At 48.9% G+C, this 18,721-nt stretch carries 21 protein-coding genes; 6 read left to right on the forward strand and 15 right to left on the reverse strand.

The genetic code is table 11. The features are described from left to right. Positions 1 to 20 precede the first annotated feature (20 nt). The 3 genes from AC0YN4_RS15840 to AC0YN4_RS15850 all read right to left on the reverse strand — a co-directional run bounded on the left by AC0YN4_RS15840 (position 21) and on the right by AC0YN4_RS15850 (position 2,923). A complete protein-coding gene (locus AC0YN4_RS15840; RefSeq protein ID WP_475782461.1) occupies positions 21 to 1,541 on the reverse strand; it encodes a replication initiation and membrane attachment family protein in 1,521 nt (506 codons plus the stop codon). Between the two features lie 112 nt (positions 1,542 to 1,653). Then, positions 1,654 to 2,529, reverse strand: coding sequence for an alpha/beta fold hydrolase (locus AC0YN4_RS15845; protein ID WP_475782074.1), 876 nt, complete (start codon positions 2,527 to 2,529; stop codon positions 1,654 to 1,656). 88 nt (positions 2,530 to 2,617) lie between these two features. Beyond that, positions 2,618 to 2,923, reverse strand: a complete 306-nt coding sequence (locus AC0YN4_RS15850) for a YuiB family protein (protein ID WP_475782075.1) — start codon at positions 2,921 to 2,923, stop codon at positions 2,618 to 2,620. Between the two features lie 156 nt (positions 2,924 to 3,079). On the opposite strand from AC0YN4_RS15850, the gene hemQ reads away from it, so the two are divergent. Then, entirely contained in the window at positions 3,080 to 3,826 is a 747-nt protein-coding gene (gene hemQ, locus AC0YN4_RS15855) for a hydrogen peroxide-dependent heme synthase (protein WP_475836167.1), read from the forward strand. Between the two features lie 52 nt (positions 3,827 to 3,878). Here the strand turns inward: hemQ and AC0YN4_RS15860 are convergent, their stop codons facing one another. Together AC0YN4_RS15860 and AC0YN4_RS15865 are read right to left on the reverse strand one after the other, a co-directional pair. After that, entirely contained in the window at positions 3,879 to 4,133 is a 255-nt protein-coding gene (locus AC0YN4_RS15860; protein ID WP_090982037.1) for a hypothetical protein, read from the reverse strand. After that, on the reverse strand, positions 4,133 to 5,326 hold the full coding sequence (locus AC0YN4_RS15865) for an NAD(P)/FAD-dependent oxidoreductase (RefSeq protein WP_090982039.1): 1,194 nt from the start codon (positions 5,324 to 5,326) through the stop codon (positions 4,133 to 4,135). The genes AC0YN4_RS15860 and AC0YN4_RS15865 overlap by 1 nt, the downstream gene beginning before the upstream one ends. A gap of 400 nt (positions 5,327 to 5,726) precedes the next feature. On the opposite strand from AC0YN4_RS15865, the gene AC0YN4_RS15870 reads away from it, so the two are divergent. After that, the gene (locus AC0YN4_RS15870; protein ID WP_475836475.1) at positions 5,727 to 6,665 is read left to right on the forward strand and encodes an NAD(P)/FAD-dependent oxidoreductase; all 939 of its coding nucleotides are present in this window, start codon (positions 5,727 to 5,729) and stop codon (positions 6,663 to 6,665) included. Between the two features lie 362 nt (positions 6,666 to 7,027). Here the strand turns inward: AC0YN4_RS15870 and sda are convergent, their stop codons facing one another. Then, entirely contained in the window at positions 7,028 to 7,171 is a 144-nt protein-coding gene (gene sda / locus AC0YN4_RS15875; protein ID WP_090982044.1) for a sporulation histidine kinase inhibitor Sda, read from the reverse strand. A 255-nt stretch (positions 7,172 to 7,426) separates the two neighbouring features. Beyond that, positions 7,427 to 8,101 (reverse strand): YheC/YheD family protein, encoded by a 675-nt coding sequence (locus AC0YN4_RS15880; protein WP_475782463.1) that lies wholly within the window; start codon positions 8,099 to 8,101, stop codon positions 7,427 to 7,429. A gap of 506 nt (positions 8,102 to 8,607) precedes the next feature. Between AC0YN4_RS15880 and AC0YN4_RS15885 the strand changes: the two genes are divergently transcribed. After that, a complete protein-coding gene (locus AC0YN4_RS15885) occupies positions 8,608 to 9,552 on the forward strand; it encodes an aldo/keto reductase (RefSeq protein WP_475836168.1) in 945 nt (314 codons plus the stop codon). Positions 9,553 to 9,625: 73 nt separating this feature from the next. Here AC0YN4_RS15885 and erpA read toward each other — a convergent pair whose 3' ends face one another. Continuing rightward, entirely contained in the window at positions 9,626 to 9,988 is a 363-nt protein-coding gene (gene erpA, locus AC0YN4_RS15890; RefSeq protein ID WP_475782078.1) for an iron-sulfur cluster insertion protein ErpA, read from the reverse strand. Positions 9,989 to 10,087: 99 nt separating this feature from the next. Then, entirely contained in the window at positions 10,088 to 10,732 is a 645-nt protein-coding gene (trhA, locus tag AC0YN4_RS15895) for a PAQR family membrane homeostasis protein TrhA (RefSeq protein ID WP_475836169.1), read from the reverse strand. A 284-nt stretch (positions 10,733 to 11,016) separates the two neighbouring features. Here trhA and mqnE point away from each other — a divergent pair, with 284 nt between their 5' ends. Then, on the forward strand, positions 11,017 to 12,120 hold the full coding sequence (gene mqnE, locus AC0YN4_RS15900) for an aminofutalosine synthase MqnE (RefSeq protein WP_475782080.1): 1,104 nt from the start codon (positions 11,017 to 11,019) through the stop codon (positions 12,118 to 12,120). 160 nt (positions 12,121 to 12,280) lie between these two features. Beyond that, positions 12,281 to 13,348 carry an NAD(P)/FAD-dependent oxidoreductase gene (locus tag AC0YN4_RS15905; RefSeq protein WP_475782081.1) on the forward strand — a complete coding sequence of 356 codons (1,068 nt, stop codon included), beginning with the start codon at positions 12,281 to 12,283 and terminating at the stop codon, positions 13,346 to 13,348. A 35-nt stretch (positions 13,349 to 13,383) separates the two neighbouring features. On the opposite strand, the gene AC0YN4_RS15910 is transcribed toward AC0YN4_RS15905, so the two are convergent. Then, on the reverse strand, positions 13,384 to 13,656 hold the full coding sequence (locus tag AC0YN4_RS15910) for a YuzB family protein (RefSeq protein WP_090984765.1): 273 nt from the start codon (positions 13,654 to 13,656) through the stop codon (positions 13,384 to 13,386). Positions 13,657 to 13,746: 90 nt separating this feature from the next. Between AC0YN4_RS15910 and AC0YN4_RS15915 the strand changes: the two genes are divergently transcribed. After that, the gene (locus tag AC0YN4_RS15915; protein ID WP_090578360.1) at positions 13,747 to 13,992 is read left to right on the forward strand and encodes a NifU family protein; all 246 of its coding nucleotides are present in this window, start codon (positions 13,747 to 13,749) and stop codon (positions 13,990 to 13,992) included. 85 nt (positions 13,993 to 14,077) lie between these two features. Here the strand turns inward: AC0YN4_RS15915 and AC0YN4_RS15920 are convergent, their stop codons facing one another. The 5 genes from AC0YN4_RS15920 to AC0YN4_RS15940 all read right to left on the reverse strand — a co-directional run bounded on the left by AC0YN4_RS15920 (position 14,078) and on the right by AC0YN4_RS15940 (position 18,710). Further along, on the reverse strand, positions 14,078 to 14,866 hold the full coding sequence (locus AC0YN4_RS15920) for an SDR family oxidoreductase (protein ID WP_475782464.1): 789 nt from the start codon (positions 14,864 to 14,866) through the stop codon (positions 14,078 to 14,080). A gap of 27 nt (positions 14,867 to 14,893) precedes the next feature. Continuing rightward, positions 14,894 to 15,589 (reverse strand): Cthe_2314 family HEPN domain-containing protein, encoded by a 696-nt coding sequence (locus tag AC0YN4_RS15925; protein WP_475782465.1) that lies wholly within the window; start codon positions 15,587 to 15,589, stop codon positions 14,894 to 14,896. A gap of 53 nt (positions 15,590 to 15,642) precedes the next feature. Then, entirely contained in the window at positions 15,643 to 16,569 is a 927-nt protein-coding gene (locus tag AC0YN4_RS15930) for a COX15/CtaA family protein (protein ID WP_475836170.1), read from the reverse strand. A gap of 159 nt (positions 16,570 to 16,728) precedes the next feature. Beyond that, positions 16,729 to 17,079: a thioredoxin family protein gene (locus tag AC0YN4_RS15935; RefSeq protein WP_475782083.1), complete on the reverse strand. Its 351-nt coding sequence runs from the start codon at positions 17,077 to 17,079 to the stop codon at positions 16,729 to 16,731. Between the two features lie 35 nt (positions 17,080 to 17,114). Then, positions 17,115 to 18,710, reverse strand: coding sequence for a copper amine oxidase N-terminal domain-containing protein (locus tag AC0YN4_RS15940; protein WP_475836171.1), 1,596 nt, complete (start codon positions 18,708 to 18,710; stop codon positions 17,115 to 17,117). Between the last annotated feature and the right edge of the window lie 11 nt (positions 18,711 to 18,721).

Here is an 18,721-nt window from a genome sequence, read left to right on the forward strand (position 1 = left end):
CCCATAAACCTTCACCTCAATTACGTCGTTTTCCCATCCAGCTTGCGAGCCATTCGCCGGATTTCCTCCATCTCTTCGGCCGAAAGCGGCGTTCCGCTTGGCGCTTCGGGCATGATCGGAATCGCCGGTTTACGGCGTCCGCGCGGTGCACCGGAGCTGCCTCCCGTGTTCCCTCTCGGAGCCTGCTGCACGCCGTCGCGGCGGCGTTCTTTGTCGCTCTCGAGCTTCACCTGGTCACGCACATAACCGACTGCTTTCTCGAACGAGTCAATCCCTTTGACGAGCATATTGGATGCTACTCGGTCGATATACGCTTCAGTAACGCGCTGAGAATCATTTAGAACGATTACATAATGAATAAGTACGTTAATAACAGAACCTTGTATGCGATAATTAAGATCAATCTTCTCGAATACCCGAATCATCCAATCCGGAACAGCTCCCGGGAAAAAGCGTGAAATAAAGCGCGTGTGCGGCTCATTCCGCATCAGCATATTATATTGATGAATGTCGCAGCGTCCTGCCAGCTGCGTCGGAACCTCCATGTAGTGCTCCGCCTGAACAGCCACTTCATCCGGCGGCTCTTCACTGTCGTCCGATCCATGATCTGCTTTGGCCGCAGCCACTCGTCCATATAAACGCTGCCGCTCATCCGTGCGCTTCCGATCTTGACGGTACATTTGATTGGCCTTCAGCTGAAGCTCATCGATGAGCAGATCGCCTTTGCCGGAGAATACATGGTCCTCATCAAGCAGCCGGACTAAATCAACTACGGTTAAATTGTATTTATAAGCGACGTAATTCAATTGAGCAACTGCTTCATGATCACCGCGCAGCCGTTCAACATGATGTCTGTTCGCTGCATTACGCGGGAATCGCATTATAATATCGCCGTATCCAATACCAGCTGTTTCCAGCTGCGGCTTCGGTGCAGGCTGTCGTGCCGGCGCAACCTCTGTAAGCGCCTGTTCGAGCTCCAAGTCAATGCCTTGCGTATTCAATCGGAACAGCTCGTAGAAAGGTACAGTTATATTATCGCGCTGCAGCTCCACGCTGGCAAGCTCGTCCGACTCCTTGGCATAGAACGATTCCCTCAGGGCAATAACGGAGTGCTTGCCGACCTTATCGCGAAGCAGCAATGTCAAATGTGGGCTTCCAAAAAATTCATCCGGCGATAATGGCTTGACCAACTCGTATTCATACACGACATCGTCATTGTCCGGCACTCCAAGCCTGGACACTTGCAGAAGGCCGACCGCTTCCAGCTTAGAAGCTTGGTTGATTAAATCTTGCCTGCCGCGTTCGTTCATTTCGAGGCCAAGCCCCAGCAGCAGTTTGCGCTGCGCTTCAAGCGGTGAATAACCGACTCGGTCGTCAGGCACCTGCTGATATAGAAACTGATAGAACCCTGCCGCGAACGCTCCAATCATAGATTGATAGATCAATCCGACCATTTTGCGATCAACCGCACTCAGCGAAAAATCGCGAAAGATGTAGCATCGATGATGCTCTGTAAAGTGGTGCAAATTGCCGATCCGCATCTCATTTGACTCCATCCGCCTTTTATTCTTCCTACTAGTTTACCATAAAAGCGGCCTGCATTTGAGGCACAGAAAAAAGAAAATTCCCCCGCCAGAGGGAACTTTCGCAAACCTAATGGTGAGTGGCCGTGTCAACTGCTCCTTCTTGAACGCCTTTGCTGATCAGTTCATCCAGCAAGGCTTCTCGCTCTTCGAACGTATCCGCGATTTCAGGATGCTCCTGTTTCGCCAGCCACTGCGTCATGACGAAAGCTGTCGTCACCGGCTCCTTCGTAAGAAGCTGCCTCCCCGCTCCAATGATGCCATACAGCTCACTGTTTGGCAGTCGGCGTTTAAGTTCGGCCGCATAATTCTGACCGGTCTTATCAGCAGTTCCATATAAAACGAGAACAGGCTGCTTCAATTGAGGAAGCCGCTTCTGGACGGAACTATCCAGGCAAGCAGCCGTATATTCCCGCCATTTCGTGGAGTCGCCAAGCTTTGCTTCCGTATGCAGCTCTTCGAAGGAGGATTTGCTCCCTGCCTCCGACCAAGCCGCTTTGAAGGCAATGGGTCCTTTGGGGCCGAGAATGCTTGAAACGAATGCAGCCTGAAGCTTCGAGCGCGTGACGATATCCGTATAAGCAGAAGCGCCGGATACAATAACGCCTCCGAGGAATCGCTCCGGATAAGCGAGCATGGCCGCCAAAGCCGGAAACGAGCCTGCCCCATAGGAGCATACATACGCTTGCTTCACCCCAAGACCATCGAGCAGCCTTCTTATATCTTCCGCTATTAACGCAAGTGTCAGCTTTCCGCTGCCCGCCTCGCTGTATCCATGACCGCGAATATCGAAGCGGATTAGGTTGGTACTCGCCGTTAATTTCTCCTGAACAGTTGCGAACAATCGGCTGGTCAAGCAAGGCGGATGAACACATAGGATAGGCGTTTGCCCGGAACCATCTTGATGATAATGCAGTGTGGTATCGCCAATATTCAAAAACGGCATAACGCAACACCTCGGCTTTCGTTGTCAGCCCGAGTAGAGCTGATTGCGAATTTCCCTTAGTATGGCCATGCCGTTTGATGTTTCATGTTTAGAACATTTTGTATCCGCCTTTGCGCAGCGCACGAATGGTCGCTCCACTTACATAAGCGCCGATCAGCGCACCGATTGCCGGCAAAATATCTACAAAGGTAAAGGATGTGAAATTGCCTGAAAAGCTCTTCGAATGATCCCATGTTTGCCAAACAAAAAGCGGTACAAGTACAAGTATAAATGCGTAAATCGGCATAAATGTTGTTTTCAGCAGCATATTCAGAATAAATCCGATTCCAAACATCATTACAAAGAACAATACTGTTGCAATAACCAGCTGTAAAATATTAACGTCACCGTTCATCCGAGTCGTCTACCCCTTTCGCTACGAATAGTGTAGTAGATGGCACATCCGAAGTCAATTCATTCAGGCGTGTTGTCACAAGTCCGTCATTTGCTCTCTTTTGCTGCGTTACGTTACAATGTAGACGACAAAGACAAATGACAAGGAGTGAGCAATATGAGTGAAGCAGCACAAACGCTCGAAGGCTGGTATGCCTTGCACGATTTTCGCTCAATAGATTGGACAGCTTGGAAGCTTGCGGATGAAGGCGAACGCGCCATTGCGCTGGACGAGCTTCAATCCTTCCTCAGCGAATGGCAGACAATTGAAGATAATAAACAAGGCAGCACGGCATTCTATTCCATCGTTGGCCAGAAAGCGGATTTCGTCATGATGCATCTGCGCGAAACGCTGGAAGAGCTCAATGACATCGAGAATGCATTCAATAAAACAACCTTCGCCCAATTCACAGTTCCGGCTCATTCTTATGTAAGTGTGGTGGAATTGAGCAACTATATGGCAGCACCGGGAACTGACCCGATGCAAAACCCGGAAATTCTCGCTCGACTGAAGCCGATTCTGCCAAAATGGAACCATATCTGCTTCTATCCAATGAACAAACGCCGCGAAGGCAACGATAACTGGTACATGCTCAGCATGGACGAGCGCCGCACAATGATGCGCAGCCACGGTATGATCGGACGCACCTATGCAGGCAAAGTAAAACAAATCATTACCGGTTCTGTCGGTTTCGACAACTGGGAGTGGGGTGTCACGCTGTTCGCGGAAGATGCACTTCAGTTCAAGAAACTCGTCTATGAAATGCGCTTCGATGAAGTAAGTGCGCGCTTCGGCGACTTCGGCGACTTCTATCTCGGTAACCGGATGACCGATGAGAAGCTGCAAGAGCTATTCGCCATATAACATAAAGAAAAGCGGATGAAACGTCTCAGGACGCCTCATCCGCTTTATTTGTTTAGTCTTCGTCGTCCTCTTCGAGGATACGTTTCGCTTCGAGATACGCTTCCGTCTGACGGTCGCGCTCCCTGCCCTTCTCCTTAAGCCGCTCAATGCCCGGCAAAATGAGAATATCGACTTCCTTCTGCACCGTATAAGCCAAGTCGTAACGGTTCTGCGACTCCAAGAAGGAGCCTACTTCCATCAGCGCGTTGTACCGATCCAGTTCATCGCGCGTCAGCAAACCACGAACCTGCACGCTGCAGTGTCGCATTACAGGAATTTACCTTTGCGAAGTACGAGTGGAATACCACCGATGATGTACAGGTAACGAACGTCGATTGCTTTCTTAAGCAATGCTGCTACGCCGCCTTTGTATTTCTTGCCGAATGCAAGACCCACTGCTTCGCCTTTACCAAGGGATGCAACTGTACCTTTGTTCTTGAATTCGAATTTCTTCAGCGGTTGGTTGCGAATCGAAGCTACCAGGTTGTGCGCGCAAGTTACGCCTTGCTGCATAGCGATCTGTGCAGTTGGCGGGAACGGACGGCCTTCTGGGTTGAACATCAAGGAGTTGTCACCAACAACATAGATGTTCTCGTGGCCCGGAACGCGAAGCGACTCATCCACTTTAACGCGTCCGCGCATCGTTTCGATGCCTGCTTCTTCGATCAAGCGGTTACCGCGTACGCCAGCTGCCCAGATAACGGTTGCTGCTTTAATTTCTTCGTTGTCGCCTACGACTACGCCGTCAGGAGTACATTCTTTGATCGCTGTTCCGATGCGGAATGTAACGCCTTTCTTCGTCAATACTTGCATAGCGTACTCAACGAGCTCCGGATCGAAACCTGGAAGCGCAGTTGGAGCAGCTTCAATGTTATATAGTTTAACAAGCGATGGATCCACGTCGTTCTGCTTGCAAAGCTCTGGAAGACGATCAGCAAGCTCGCCCACGAACTCGATACCTGTGAAGCCGGCGCCGCCGACAACAAAAGTAAGGTAATCTGTGCGGTGTGGTTCGCGTTTGTAACGGGCAAATTGGTACTCAATGTGTTCGCGGATTAGACGAACGGAGTTAATGCTGCGAATATTCATTGCATGCTCAAGCATACCTGGAATTCCGAACGTTTCCGGCTCGCCGCCAAGGCCGATTACAAGATAATCGTAAGAGAGCGTACCGTCTTCAAGAATGACCTTCTTGTCTTGCGTGCGGATTTGAACAACAGTCGATTTAACGAAATCGATTTTGAATTCGTCAATCAGCTTGGAGATGCTCACGCGCGCGTTTTCGGTTTTGTCTGTACCCGCAGCCGGCATGTGCAAATGCGTTGTAAAGTAGTGGTAGTCATGCTTGTTTACAAGCGTTACATCAGCTTCATTGTAGTTCAGTTCTTTTTGAAGACGCAGTGCTGTCAAGATACCGCCGTAACCGGCACCAAGAATAACAATTTTCGGTATGTTGCTCATCGCAGGATCCCATCCATTCGTAATTTCTTTTTCTTTACAGACTTTGTGAAAAATTACACAAACACAGACAATGAATAATGTTAGTGTGTGACCCATATCCCACTTTTATGATAGCCCGTGTCTACTTTCGACAAATCGAATACTAATACCTCACATATTACAAACTTTTTCAGTAAAGTTCAAGGGTAATTTATACGAAAATATTTAGAATAACATCCAATTTTCTTATTTCCTCTTAGCTTGTCGAACAGATATAATGTACAAGAAGATGTAGATTCATCCAAATGTAAGGCAGCATGTGCTCGTTCATTTTGTTACCTTTTTGGAGGTGTCAACTGTGTCCAACTCAACTAATCCCCAGCATGTCGATATTGCGATAATCGGCGGCGGCCCTGCAGGTATGTTTGCTTCATTCTATGGCGGTATGCGCCAAGCCTCAGTCAAGATCATTGAAAGTATGCCTCAATTGGGGGGCCAATTAGCCGCGCTATACCCGGAGAAGTATATATATGATGTGGCTGGATTTCCGAAAGTAACCGCAGGTGAGCTTGTGGAGCAATTGAAGAAGCAAATGGAATTATTCCAACCGGACATTCACCTGGAGGAGAAAGTCGTCAACGTCATAAAGCACGATGAGCGCTCTTTCGAGATTGTGACGGACAAAACCTCGCATTTTGCCAAAGCCGTTATCATTACCGCCGGAGTCGGTGCTTTCGAGCCGCGACGGTTGGAGCTCGCGCAAGCGACCCAATATGAGAAAAAAAATCTCCATTACTTCATTAGCAATTTGAATCAATTCAAAGGCAAACATGTCGTAGTCACCGGTGGCGGCGATTCGGCCGTTGATTGGTCGCTCATGCTTGAACCAATCGCTGCAAGCGTAACGTTGGTGCATCGCAGAGATAAATTCCGAGCTCATGAGCACAGCGTCGAGAATTTACTGAAGTCCACTGTCCGCGTACTAACACCATATGAAATTACTTCCCTGCATGGTACACACCATATTGAACGCATCACTTTACAGCATGGCAAAACATCCGATTTCACGGAGCTTCCGGTCGTCGATGCCCTCATCGTAAATTATGGTTTCGTTTCATCCCTTGGTCCGATTGCCGAATGGGGACTCCGGATCGATAACGGCTCCATTGTTGTAGACTCTCGGATGGAAACGAGCGTTCCCGGTATATTCGCTGCAGGCGATGTTACCACTTATCCCGGGAAGCTGAAGCTAATTGCAGTTGGATTCGGTGAAGCGCCCACAGCCATCAACAATGCCAAGGTTTATGTAGATCCTACCGCTAAGCTCTCACCCGGACATAGCAGCAATATGAAGCTGTAGCCTTCGACTTTCTGCACGTATTACAAATCAAAAAAGGGTATCCTAGTCTTTAGCCTGACATGCTGATTTACGTCGCAATGGCAAAGGAGGGTACCCTTATCTATGTTATGTCCCATCTGCAATGGCTTGGAGCAGCTTACGGCTATCTGTCCGGTTTGCTCCTTACAAACTGATGATTACGGACGGCTTGAAGACTTTGCCGGTCCTTATGCTCCTTATCAGCCTGACACGTATACAAATAACGAGACGCTTCCTTCATGGTCACAATCAGAACAGAGCTGTGGACATATCGTATATTGCTCAAACTGTGTAAAGACGTTTGAAGTGTTTGTTTCTAAGTGGCACTGATACGGGGACGAGTTCTAGGCAGTATTGCGGTAATTTTCCGGATTAAGTTGTCTGCGTTTCAGCTCCGCTCGCAGTAACAGAATAAACTCCGGATCCAATTCGAACTTATGTGCTGCGTCATAGGCATCGAGCAAAAGGTCGTCTGACAGCTGATCCATATCCTCCACTCCTTCCCTCTTTTATCCAAATTCATCTTAGCATGTCCAAATAGGAAGGAACAAGCGTTCCTCTTATCCACATACACTTGTGGACAGCATGTTGGTAAGATGTGGGTAATCGTCGAAAAATGAGGAAATACCAATGAGGATATTGTGGATACGGTTATACACAGCCCGACAAAAACCACTTTTGATAAAAAAGTTTAATGACACTCTATCAACCTATTAATCTATTATATTAAATCCGGTTAACTACTATTGAGGCCTCGTATTCACTTCGAAAATCCATATTTTCCCATTCATGTCGATGCCATAATCAAAGCCTAACTGCCCAATCCCCGGGAACCGCCCCTCAAGCACTTCAGTGGAAAGCTGAGTAAGCAGCCGCATTTCACGCTTCTTGGAACCAACCGCACCGCTCGAGAACGATCTTCTGATGCCCTCGGAACCGCTGAGAAGTGTACCGCCTCGGCAAATATTGGTGACGAATAAGCCCGGTTTAGCCAAGCGACCTACGATCGCCGTAATCGCCCATTGCCCGCTCGCCTGCTTCACGTATTTCACACGGTAATCGATAGGTCTGCCGCTAATTGTAGCCAAACGAATTCCTTTCTGAATCAAATAGCGACGAGAGCTCTTCTTCGAAAGCAGAGACTGATACATGCCGTCAAACGTACTGAATCGGCTTGTTTTGGAGTAATAGGTATACTTGTAGGTACCCGATTCTTTGGACACTTTAATGACGCCGTTGCCGCCTGCTCCGCATACCGGCTTTATTACGACCATTCCATGCGACTGCAGCATGCTGTTTAAATTCATCCTCGAGAACATGCGTGTTGGAGGAATATGAGGGGCTATACGACTGTGCGACAATAATGCCTCCGTTTTCGCCCATTTGCTCGCCAACTGTCTGCCTTGTTCCGATATCATCATTCCGTAATCCCATCCTTTCTTTGATATCTGTTCTATAGTTGACAGCATATGCCTCGCAGACATCTATCTCTTGGATGATTGTTAGGGTAAACTCGCCTTATTTAATAGGCTGATAGAGCAGAAATCGTGCCCAGTATTGCCCGGGCAATGAAACGGGAGACATTTGCCGCACGCAAAACACCCGGTATGGACGCTTTATGCACGTCTTACCGGGTGTTGAAAGGTTAAAATCGGGACTTAATATGATATTAGTTTAGGACTCTTCTTCTAGCTGCTTACTCATAAAAGATAGGAAGCCAGACTGTAAATGCGGTGCCAAGACGTCCGAGTTGAACCTTAATTCGACGTCACAATCAGAAAAAAGGTCACCTTCATGAGCGGACTTAGGTGTTTTGCCGCTTCCGCAAAAAATCACTGATGCTCAATCTCGTGCAGATTTCTTTCTTCTTGCTTTCCGGTTTATTATAATGGGAAAGTAACCCAAACGAAGGAGTGAATCCACGATGAAGTATCGTAAGTTAGGCAAGAATGGTCCTGAGATCTCTGTAATCGGCTTTGGCTCATGGGCAATCGGAGGCGCCGGCTGGGCGAGTGCTTGGGGCAATCAAGATGATGCTCAATCCGTGGACAGCATCCGTACAGCACTTGACGCAGGCATTAATTTCTATGATACAGCAGCCGTTTATGGGCTTGGACACTCGGAGGTCGTACTCGGAGAAGCGCTTCGCGGCGATCGGGATAAGGTCATAATCGCGACAAAATGCGGCTTAGTCTGGGATAATGCCGGAACGATCACCAAGAGCGGTGCTTACGATTCCGTCATCCGTGAAGCGGAAGCTTCTCTGAAGCGGCTCGGTACAGACTATATTGATCTGTATCAGATGCACTGGCCGGATAGCGAAGTATCAGCGGAAGAGACGATGCGTGCGATGGACAAGCTTGTTCAAGACGGCAAAGTCAGATACGTTGGCGTCAGCAACTACAATGTCGAGCAGTTAGAACGTTCACTCGCAGTGAGACACGTAGATTCGCTTCAGCCTCCCTATTCAATCTTGCGTCCGGCAGCCGAGCAAGAGCTGCTTCCATTCTGTTTGGCTAACGGCATCGGCGTTGTCGCTTACAGCCCCCTGACTTCCGGTTTGCTGTCGGGCAACTATACGTATGACACCAAATTTGGCGAAGATGATTGGCGTTCACGCAACAAAGCGCATACAGGCGAAGGCCTCCGCAGCAATGTCGACAGAGCCGAGAAGCTTAAACTAATCGCTGCTCGCTATGAGATTACACTGCCGCAGCTTGCAGTCGCATATGATCTTGCGCACCCTGCTCTGACAAGCGCTCTGGTCGGCGTACGCAAGCCGAGCCATATTCTCGGTGTTCTACCGGCGATCGATGTGGTGCTTGATGACGCAGTCATGGCGGAAATTCGGGCTATTGCGGTTGGGTAATGTTTAATATTGCGAATGCAGACACAAAGAAACCTCCCATTCAATCCCCGGGAGGTTTCTTACTTTCAAACGATTAGCATTCGCCGGCTTCTGCAGGTTTGCCCGCATCCGATGCCGTTCTGAATGACGAACCGCAGCCGCATGTTGCAGATGCGTTCGGGTTGTTGATCGTAAAGCCTCCGCCCATTGCGGATTCTTTATAGTCAATTTCAAGGCCGTTCAGGTATTTCATGCTGTCGCCGTCAACGACAACCTTCAACCCGCTGAACTCCATCGTTTTGTCTGTATCGTTAAGCTCGTCATCGAAGCCCATGCCGTATGAGAATCCGCTGCAGCCGCCTTCCTTCACGCCAATGCGCAGGAACAACTCAGGCGACTCTTCAGCCTCCAGCATTTCCTTGATTTTCTCGTTTGCAGTCTCGCTTATATTAATCATGGTATCCCTCCTGTATTATCGCAATTAACTCACTATATATTTTATAGTATACTCCACATTGCAGTAGGACTCAATACACGGACAACCCAATTGTAGTGGTTACGCAGGCAGCACATACAGCAGAATCGCGAAGAAATGCAGCACTGAGCCGCCTAGTACAAATAGATGCCATACGGCATGATGATACTTAAAGCTACGCCAAACATAGAACAAAGTACCAACCGTATACAGCACACCGCCGATAATCAGAAGCTGCAATCCGCCAGGTGCCAGATGTGCTTTAAGCGGTCCCCAAGCAAATACGATGATCCAGCCCATTCCGATATAAAGCAGCGTGGACGTGAAGAGAAACTTGGAGGCGTAGAATGCTTTAAACACCACACCGCACAATGCGAGTCCCCATACGATGCCAAACAGTGTCCATCCTGCTGCCCCTTGCACAATATGAAGCACAATCGGCGTATAGGTTCCGGCTATGAACAAATAAATGCAGGAATGATCCATAATTTCAAAAACGTTCTTCGCTTTCCCTTCCGGAAAGCTGTGGACGAGTGTAGACGAAATATACAACAGCAGCATCATGGAGCCGTAAATCGTAAAGCTCACCACATGCGAAGCATTTCCTTTAATTGCAGCAAACACGATTAGCAGTACCAGCGCAGCAACACTTAATACAGCACCTAAGCCATGAGTGATCGCGTTGGCTACTTCTTCCCTGCGAGAATACGTATATGTATTCGCCATGAAGTCCACCTCTTTCTTATTGATTTGTTCCTCTGTTACCTATTGTAACCTAAATTTCACGGCATCGAAAGGAAGCTGCCCCCTGCTTCTTCCATCCATTAGGTCCTCTGGCATGACTTAATAGTTGCCGCTCTTGATGATGAGGTTTATAATAAGGGAAGTTATTTGCGTGGGGTTTTTGGAGTATGGGTAAGTAATTTTTTTCACAATGTTGTTTTTTTTAAATTTATACATTATACACCGGACCTGGAAATGAGTGCCCGGCGGACTGGGAGGATACTCTTATGAATGTCGTAATACCTACAGATGCTACACGAATGCAAGCTATTGTCGAGAAGGTTCGTGCTGGTGAACGTCTCACTCGGGAAGATGGAGAATTTCTATATCGTTCCGACGATTTGCTCACCATCGGTCAAATGGCGAACGAAGTCAATCTCAAGAAGAACGGACGCAAAGTATATTTTATCGAAAATATGAGCTTATACTTCACAAATGTTTGTGAAGCTCATTGTGCGTTCTGCAACTTCCGCAAAGATGAAGGTCAAGAAGGAGCTTACACGCTTACCGGCGCTCAAATGATTGAGTATGTGGAGAAGCATATTCATCCTGATGTACGCGAATTCCATATCGTCGGCGGCCATAATCCACATGTGCCTTTCCAATACTACGTAGATTCGCTTCAAGCGTTGCATGATCGCTTCCCTAATGTTGCGCTCAAAGCGTACACAGCTGCTGAAATCGACTTTTTCTCGCGGATTAGCGGCCTAAGCTACAGAGAAGTTATTCAAGAGCTCATGAAAGCCGGCCTGCAAAGCTTAACCGGCGGCGGCGCTGAAATTCTGTCTGACGAATACCGCAAGAAGATGCGCGTAGACAAAGCCGACGTTTCCCAATATCTTGAGGTACATCGCACGGCACATAATCTTGGTCTTCGCACACACACAACCATGCTCTACGGATCTGTCGAGAAAACCGAAGATCGCGTCAACCATATGCTTCAAATTCGTGAGCTGCAGGATGAAACGAACGGCTTCCAAGTGTTCATTCCACTTTCCATGCAGCCAATCAGCCCCAAAGCGAGCATTCGCCGCCGCAACTCCGCCTTTGACGATCTGAAGGCCATTGCGATCAGCCGCTTGCTGCTTGATAATTTCCAGCATATTAAAGCGTATTTCATCAATATCGGTACACAGCTCACGCAAGTTGCGCTTACAATGGGCGCTTCCGATGTACACGGCACGATGGTGAAAGAACGGATCAGCCATGCAGCAGGCGCACTTACGCCAGAGGGCATTACACGCGAAGATTTGATCTGGCTCATTAAAGGGGCCGGTCGTATTCCGGTTGAACGCGATACGTTCTACAACGAAGTGAAGGTTTTCGAATAAGCAGGTTTTGGCATCGTTTTGGATAGGACAAGCACTGATGGCTTAGGTCGCAGAGGCATATACTACGAGTAAGAGCAAACAGCGGACGCCGGCTTCCGGCGCCGCATAACTAACGAAATGCAGAAGATTTTTATTGCACACAAAGAAAGTTGGGATTACAATGAAGCGTTTTGTCATTCTTGGCGGCGGTTATGGAGGACTTACAGTCGCCCATTCCTTGCTGGAGGGCGAACTGCCAGACGACACAATCGTCGTCCTTATTGACCGTATGCCGTTTCAAGGGTTGAAAACGGAGTATTATTCTTTAGTAGCGGGAACGGCTGCAGATATTGATCTGCGTGTTGCATTCCCTTCCGATCCACGTTTAATCGTAACTTATGGCGAAGTAACGGATATCGATTTGGATGCGAAGCATATCCAGCTTGCCGGCCAAGATCCGCTTGAATACGAGTGGCTCGTAGTCGCACTTGGCTGTACGGACAAATATCATGGTATTGATGGTGCGGAGCTGTACTCCAACAGCATTCAGACGTTCTCCGGATCGCGTAAAACGTATTTGGCACTAAACGATGTGAAGCCATACGGACAAATCACAATTGTTGGCGGTGGTTTGAGCGGTGTAGAAGTAGCATCGGAGCTGCGCGAAGGTCGACCTGACCTCAATATCCGGATTGTCGATCGCGGACCGAGCATTCTGTCTGCATTTCCGGGTAAGCTGCAGGAATATGTTTCATCGTGGTTTATCGAGCATGAAGTGGAAATGCGCGGTCATGTTTCGCTGCATAAGCTTGAAGAAGGCTGCTTGTATGACCTGAACAATCCAAGCCCTATTCTGTCTGACGTAACGGTTTGGACTGCAGGTATTCAACCTGTTGCGCTGGTTCAGCGTATGAACTTGCCGAAGGACGCACAAGGCCGTCTCATCATTAATGAGAACCACCAGCTGCCGGATTACAATGATGTATTCATCGTCGGCGACTGCGCCTCCCTGCCGTTCTCTCCAAGCGCCCAGGCTGCAGAAGGGCAAGGCAAACAAGTTGCGGAAGTCATGCAAGCGACATGGAGCGGCAAAACACCTAAACTTGGCAAAATCAAGCTCAAAGGCGTTCTCGGTTCACTTGGTAAAAAAGCCGGCTTCGGACTCATGGGCCGTACCCCTCTAATGGGCCGCGTGCCACGTGTTCTCAAGAGCGGTGTCTTATGGATGTCGAAGCATCATTTCGGCTAAACTAGTAAGATATGGAACCTAACTGGTAGTATGGGTTACATATCATCGATCAGCCGATCTAATGCTTCACGGTCAGCCTGCTGCTTCACAATGGCCTTCATCATTAGTTCTTCCAACTCTTCAATGGTTTCGCCGGCGATGATCTCGCCATTCACGAGACCAAATGGAGCCAAATAGCATTCACCGCAATTGCCCAGGCAGCCGTACTCGATCACATCATAATCCGGATTTTCCTCTAGCTTCTTCATGAGACGGTCGGTGCCGTGGTGCATATTGCTAGCACAAAATTCTATCATAGTTTTTAACATTTTTATTTATTCACCTACACTTGAGTGGTTGATATCCATTTTCAATTGCTCTGCTTTGTACTATAATAGGGGAGAAAGGAGTGGATTGCAATGAGTGAAAATGCACAAAGCACAATGTACGATGAAGTTTTGGATGTTCTTGACAAGCTGCGCCCGTTCTTGCAGCGCGACGGCGGCGACGTTGAACTCGTCGACGTAGAGGACGGCATTGTGAAACTTCGTTTGGTGGGTGCTTGCGGCAGCTGCCCAAGCTCGACAATTACGCTTAAAGCAGGGATCGAACGCGCTCTGCTTGAAGAAGTCGAAGGCGTACAAGAGGTTATGCAAGTATTCTAATCTCTTAACCTCTTCACCCATTATTTACAATAAAGAGTCTTGCCGTTATCCAGCCTCTAAGGCGGATACGGCAAGACTCTTTTGTTTAGTTGGATGACGTTTTAATGGAGGTCTTAATCGGATCGAAACCTCCGGTTACATCGACGATGTTTCCTGTCAAATAATCCGATTGCGGTAAGCATAGGAACGTAATGACACGGGCGACATCCTCCCCGCTTCCGGGACGCCCTCTCGGCGATTCGTCATCTTGCTCACCGGAAACCTCCGCGATAGTCCGCTCCTTGTTCACGCCGCGAATATCGCCAGGGCAAACCATGTGAACCGTAATGCCGTTGCCTGCCTCTTCGACAGCCAGCGTCTTCGTGAAGGATACGAGTCCCGTCTTGGCAGAAGCATAGACGGCTCTGTGAGGCCATGCACGGCCTTCTCCGGCATGACCGAAGCCGAAGTGGATAATACGTCCCCACTGCCGATTGCGCATCCCTGCGAGCAAATGGTGGTCGAGCAGCATAACGCCAAGCAAATTGCCGTTTACCAAGCCGATCACTTCTTCTGCGGAATAATCCGCGAATAACCGCCGTTCGCGAATGAATGGGCCGGCGTTATTGATCAGAATATCAATGCTGCCCGTTTGCGACCATGCCTGCGCCTCTGCGGCCAGACGAGCTACATCGCCTTGAACGGCGATGTCAGCGCCTATTGCTGTTGCGCGAACGCCGAATTGCCGGATAATTTCCTCAGCGAGCAAGAGCGCCTCCTGCTCGCTTGATTTATAGTTCAGTACGATGTCGCAGCCCATTTGAGCCAGTGACATCGCTGTCATTTTGCCTAAACCCTTCGCACTGCCTGTAATTAAAGCCGTTCGTCCTTCCAGCTCCATGGGCACCCTCCCAAGTTCAGATCATTTTCTCATCTGGCGATAAGCATGGTGAAAGGTTAGCTTCAATGTGTCCAGCACCATATCCATCATTTCATCCAGATCGCTCATTTGCTGCGAAATATTCTCCAGTTGATGCTGCTCTGAATATGAATCATGGCTTTGTCTGAGATCGTCCTGCATTTCCGAATTCATAAAATGGATCTCCGTATTCCGCCGTTTGCGGATTCGGTTCATCGTCGGTTTACCAAGCTCCTTGAGCTCGAATAGAGGCAGCGCCAGCTCTGAATATGCCTTCCGCTGCACCATCGTACGCAGCACGGTGAAATACGAGAAATGCGGCTTAACCCGCTCTGTTTGTAAACCAAGATAGTCGTTCATCAGCGTACCCAGTTTATCAAGCAGCGAGAACAGCCGGATGAAGGCATTCTTGTCAAAGTACACGTAGCGGTGATAATTCAACTGTTCTTCAGGAGACATAACCGAATAGGAAGCCGACGTAATCATGCCGCTGAATTTGCGCGCCGCATATTGACTTTGCTCAAGCTCATCCAGCGAGGAAATAAGACCAAGTGTGTAAATTTCGTATTTGCGAAGCTTGTGATTCTCATCATGACTCTGCTCGATTAACTTATGAAGCGCAGCAGCGTACTGCTCCATCGCTTGCAAAGTTTCAAGCAGTTTGCCATCCGAGACACGCGGCGGTTCACCAAACAGCATTCTAAGCACTAGGCAGTCCTCCTGAAGTTACAAGTTGTCTTCTTAGAAATGCATTAACCTCGTCCTTCGCGCCACTTCCATGCTCGAATCATAAAGTCGCACAGAATCCCGAACAGGATGGAGATGATGATATTGTGCAATATACTTGTGAAAACAAACCAATCCTCATTGCCGATCGTCTTCGTAAGCAGTGCTCCGCTCAGAACTTGGCTGACGACAAGCACGAAAACGAGAAATATCGTACTGCGAAGCGCTTGATTTCCGCTCGCTACGCGCTTCACATGCATCATTAACCAGGTAATCAGAATGAACAGTACGGCGGCAGCAACTCGGTGAATGAAGACGTAACTTGTGGCGCCTTCCATATCGGGAATAAGGTCGCCGTTGCACAGCGGCCAGCCGATGCATCCGCCCGCTGAATCGGTGTGCCGGATAAAGGCACCCAAGTAAATAACGAAATAGCTATAGATCAGAATAGCTAATGACATGTAAAACACGGATTGAGGTACACGAGCAGCAGGCTTGTCCGTTAGCTCGCCTCTCTTCATCCTACCGGTCCATAAGAGAAGCAGCAGCGTAAACATGAAGGCCATAATAGAGAACCCAAAGTGAAGGGCGAGAACGGCAGGTGTTGTCGGCCATACAACCGCAGCAGCGCCGAGCAAAGCCTGCAATAAGGTGAAGAAGCCTGAGCCTGACGCGTAAATAATCGGCTCTTTGAAATTGCGGTACCACTTCAGCGTTGCAATAAATGTCGCAAGCACAAGCAGGCCGATGCCTCCGCTAATCAAACGGTGCGAATACTCGATTAACGATTCCAGCGTATACGCCGGTATAAATTTGCCGTTACATAGCGGCCAATCGGTTCCACAACCGCGACCGGAGTCTGTATTCGTCACAAGCGCACCGGCAATCAACACCAAAAACATCCCTATGCACGTTACAATCGCAAGCGCACGATATCGGTTAGAATTCAACATGTCCACCTAACTTCCAGAAAGAATCACCTCAATTATAACGAACTATGTTGGCAAATACCATGTTCAAACTGTGAACACAGCCTGCCCTCACTCCGAGATAGAAAAGCCCGCTCTGCGCCAATTCGGACACATTGCGGGCTTCCCTTACCCGGGTTTACGTTATGAACTCGGAAGTGCTTCCGCCACTTGTACGGCCCGATCCAGAAACTGCTCAATTTCCTCCCGTGACTTGCGCAGCTTGCTGACGAAACGAACGAGCTCCTGCCCTTTCTTGAACGCGATAAAGCTTGGAATGCCAAGAATGTTCAGCTCACTGCATAGATCCGGCAAATCGTCGCGATCAATCTGCAGAAACTGAATGCGGTCTCCATAGCTGCTTTCGATATCAGGCATGAATGGCTCGATATAATGGCAATCCTTGCACCAGGTAGTCTTGAAAACCGCTACCGTTACGAGATCCTCGCGGTTGACCGCATCTCGGAATGCTTGTTCAGTTGTAATCATCTGCATGATAATGTTGTACTCCTTTCAATGTTGAAGCCTTGTTAGGGTTCGCGTGAAATGACCAGATAGTCATCCTCGAAATCGTCTGTATTCCATTGCAGCGTTCCGCCGAACGCCTTCACGAAATCGCGTGCTGGTACATAAGTGACACCGTTGATGACCGTAGGCGGGAAGCTCCATGTCACGGTCTTTCCGTTTAGTTTAACACTATTGCTGCCTGTTCTCATCCCCAGCGTAGAACCGGTCGCATCATCGTATACGACTAGTGTGCCTGCTTCCTTCCGAATAGTTGCATGGAAGCCGTTAACGGTTCGGCGAAGCGGAATCAGCGTTATGCCGTCAGGCGTTATAATCGGCGGAGTTGCACTGTATGCGGCATACATCGTAATCGCTTGTTTGCTAATGTGCGCTTGTTCTCGTAGCAAGCTGTATAAGACGGAATCCGGCTCGAGTGTGCGAAGAACTTCATAGCCCTCCATCTCCATCAATTGCTCGCCATCGATCGCAAGACGTGGCGCTACCGGCTGATCCGGCGTCACGCTGCCGTTCACATTCCAGCGATCGGTCGTCACTTTGAGCCAGATGCCTTCAATCGGAGAGGCGTCTTCCAGCTCACCTATTCCTATATGAACCTCATCGAATTCTTCCTCACCAACCGTTGCTTCTGCAGCCTCGTCTGCTTCAGCAGCCAAAGCATCTAACGCGGCCAGATTCGGTTTAATCGATGCCTCGATTACCGACTTGCGTATATCAAGCTTGCTGTCGATAAACAGCTCGCCTTTCACATACGTATCTTTGGTTAAAATCTGATTAAGCTGCTCTTGATCTTCCAGCTCGGTTTGAGCCATTCCATCCTTCAGCTCCGTTAGCATTTCCACAACGCTGTCGGTCGCTTCCTCTACGCTCTCCCCATCGATCTCTTCTTCAGGCAGCGAACCGAATATGCTCTCTGCACCGGTAGATTTCAAGGCATCACTCTGACTTTGAACCAGCTCAAGCAATTGGGTGAGCATGTCTTTCAGCCCAGCCTTATCGCTAAGAAGCGCTTCTACGTAAGATTTCGCCCAATCCCACAGCTCGATGCCTGTCAGCTCCGCATGAACTTTCATCCCGTTTACGGTTTCGTCGGCTACTTGCTCTTGCCCGACATTAACGGACAAGTGCTTCGGATTCGGCAGATTATGAATCGTATAGTCGCCTGCGACATCCATCATCTGCTTGACGGTTTCCGTCAGCTTAGCTTCTGTGGCATCGTCAAGCCCTGATCCGCCTTCTTCCTCCGAACCTGTCAGACTAGCCATATGTATGACGATCGGGCGTTTCGCCCCTTCAAGGTCAATCACAGTCAGCTTGTCATCCATCTGAGCGTTAAACGCAATGGATTTCTCGCCAAGCGACAGCTTGCCCGTAACGGACATGGCACCGGCTTGCGCGACCATCACATGGTCAAGCTGAAGCTTGACCGATGATATCAAATCGAGCACTGCTTTCTCTTCATCTGTAGCATCAACAAGCGCATTTTCCTTCAACAGCAGCTTGAATTCCACCGACTGGCTGCCTTCATACGAGGTAACCTTCAGCGACTGCTTCAGCATCGCATTGAAATCTACGCCGCCGAGTGCCTGACATCCGGCCATAATCAATATTA

It is taken from the genome of Paenibacillus sp. J22R3 (genome assembly GCF_056269305.1).

Bases quoted from the DNA above. Each gene is read 5' to 3' on its own strand.
- AC0YN4_RS15860 (WP_090982037.1), bottom strand. From the start codon at position 4,133: ATGCGACACTGCAGCGTGCAGGTTCGTGGTTTGCTGACGCGCGATGAA.
- trhA (WP_475836169.1), bottom strand. From the start codon at position 10,732: ATGGCGAATACATATACGTATTCTCGCAGGGAAGAAGTAGCCAACGCG.
- AC0YN4_RS15935 (WP_475782083.1), bottom strand. From the start codon at position 17,079: ATGCAGATGATTACAACTGAACAAGCATTCCGAGATGCGGTCAACCGC.
- AC0YN4_RS15940 (WP_475836171.1), bottom strand. From the start codon at position 18,710: ATGGCCGGATGTCAGGCACTCGGCGGCGTAGATTTCAATGCGATGCTG.
- hemQ (WP_475836167.1), top strand. From the start codon at position 3,080: ATGAGTGAAGCAGCACAAACGCTCGAAGGCTGGTATGCCTTGCACGAT.
- AC0YN4_RS15870 (WP_475836475.1), top strand. From the start codon at position 5,727: ATGTTTGCTTCATTCTATGGCGGTATGCGCCAAGCCTCAGTCAAGATC.
- AC0YN4_RS15850 (WP_475782075.1), bottom strand. From the start codon at position 2,923: ATGAACGGTGACGTTAATATTTTACAGCTGGTTATTGCAACAGTATTG.
- AC0YN4_RS15845 (WP_475782074.1), bottom strand. From the start codon at position 2,529: ATGCCGTTTTTGAATATTGGCGATACCACACTGCATTATCATCAAGAT.
- mqnE (WP_475782080.1), top strand. From the start codon at position 11,017: ATGAATGTCGTAATACCTACAGATGCTACACGAATGCAAGCTATTGTC.
- AC0YN4_RS15930 (WP_475836170.1), bottom strand. From the start codon at position 16,569: ATGTTGAATTCTAACCGATATCGTGCGCTTGCGATTGTAACGTGCATA.
- AC0YN4_RS15925 (WP_475782465.1), bottom strand. From the start codon at position 15,589: ATGCTGTTTGGTGAACCGCCGCGTGTCTCGGATGGCAAACTGCTTGAA.
- AC0YN4_RS15915 (WP_090578360.1), top strand. From the start codon at position 13,747: ATGAGTGAAAATGCACAAAGCACAATGTACGATGAAGTTTTGGATGTT.
- AC0YN4_RS15865 (WP_090982039.1), bottom strand. From the start codon at position 5,326: ATGAGCAACATACCGAAAATTGTTATTCTTGGTGCCGGTTACGGCGGT.
- AC0YN4_RS15910 (WP_090984765.1), bottom strand. From the start codon at position 13,656: ATGTTAAAAACTATGATAGAATTTTGTGCTAGCAATATGCACCACGGC.
- AC0YN4_RS15885 (WP_475836168.1), top strand. From the start codon at position 8,608: ATGAAGTATCGTAAGTTAGGCAAGAATGGTCCTGAGATCTCTGTAATC.
- sda (WP_090982044.1), bottom strand. From the start codon at position 7,171: ATGGATCAGCTGTCAGACGACCTTTTGCTCGATGCCTATGACGCAGCA.
- AC0YN4_RS15840 (WP_475782461.1), bottom strand. From the start codon at position 1,541: ATGCGGATCGGCAATTTGCACCACTTTACAGAGCATCATCGATGCTAC.
- erpA (WP_475782078.1), bottom strand. From the start codon at position 9,988: ATGATTAATATAAGCGAGACTGCAAACGAGAAAATCAAGGAAATGCTG.
- AC0YN4_RS15905 (WP_475782081.1), top strand. From the start codon at position 12,281: ATGAAGCGTTTTGTCATTCTTGGCGGCGGTTATGGAGGACTTACAGTC.
- AC0YN4_RS15880 (WP_475782463.1), bottom strand. From the start codon at position 8,101: ATGATATCGGAACAAGGCAGACAGTTGGCGAGCAAATGGGCGAAAACG.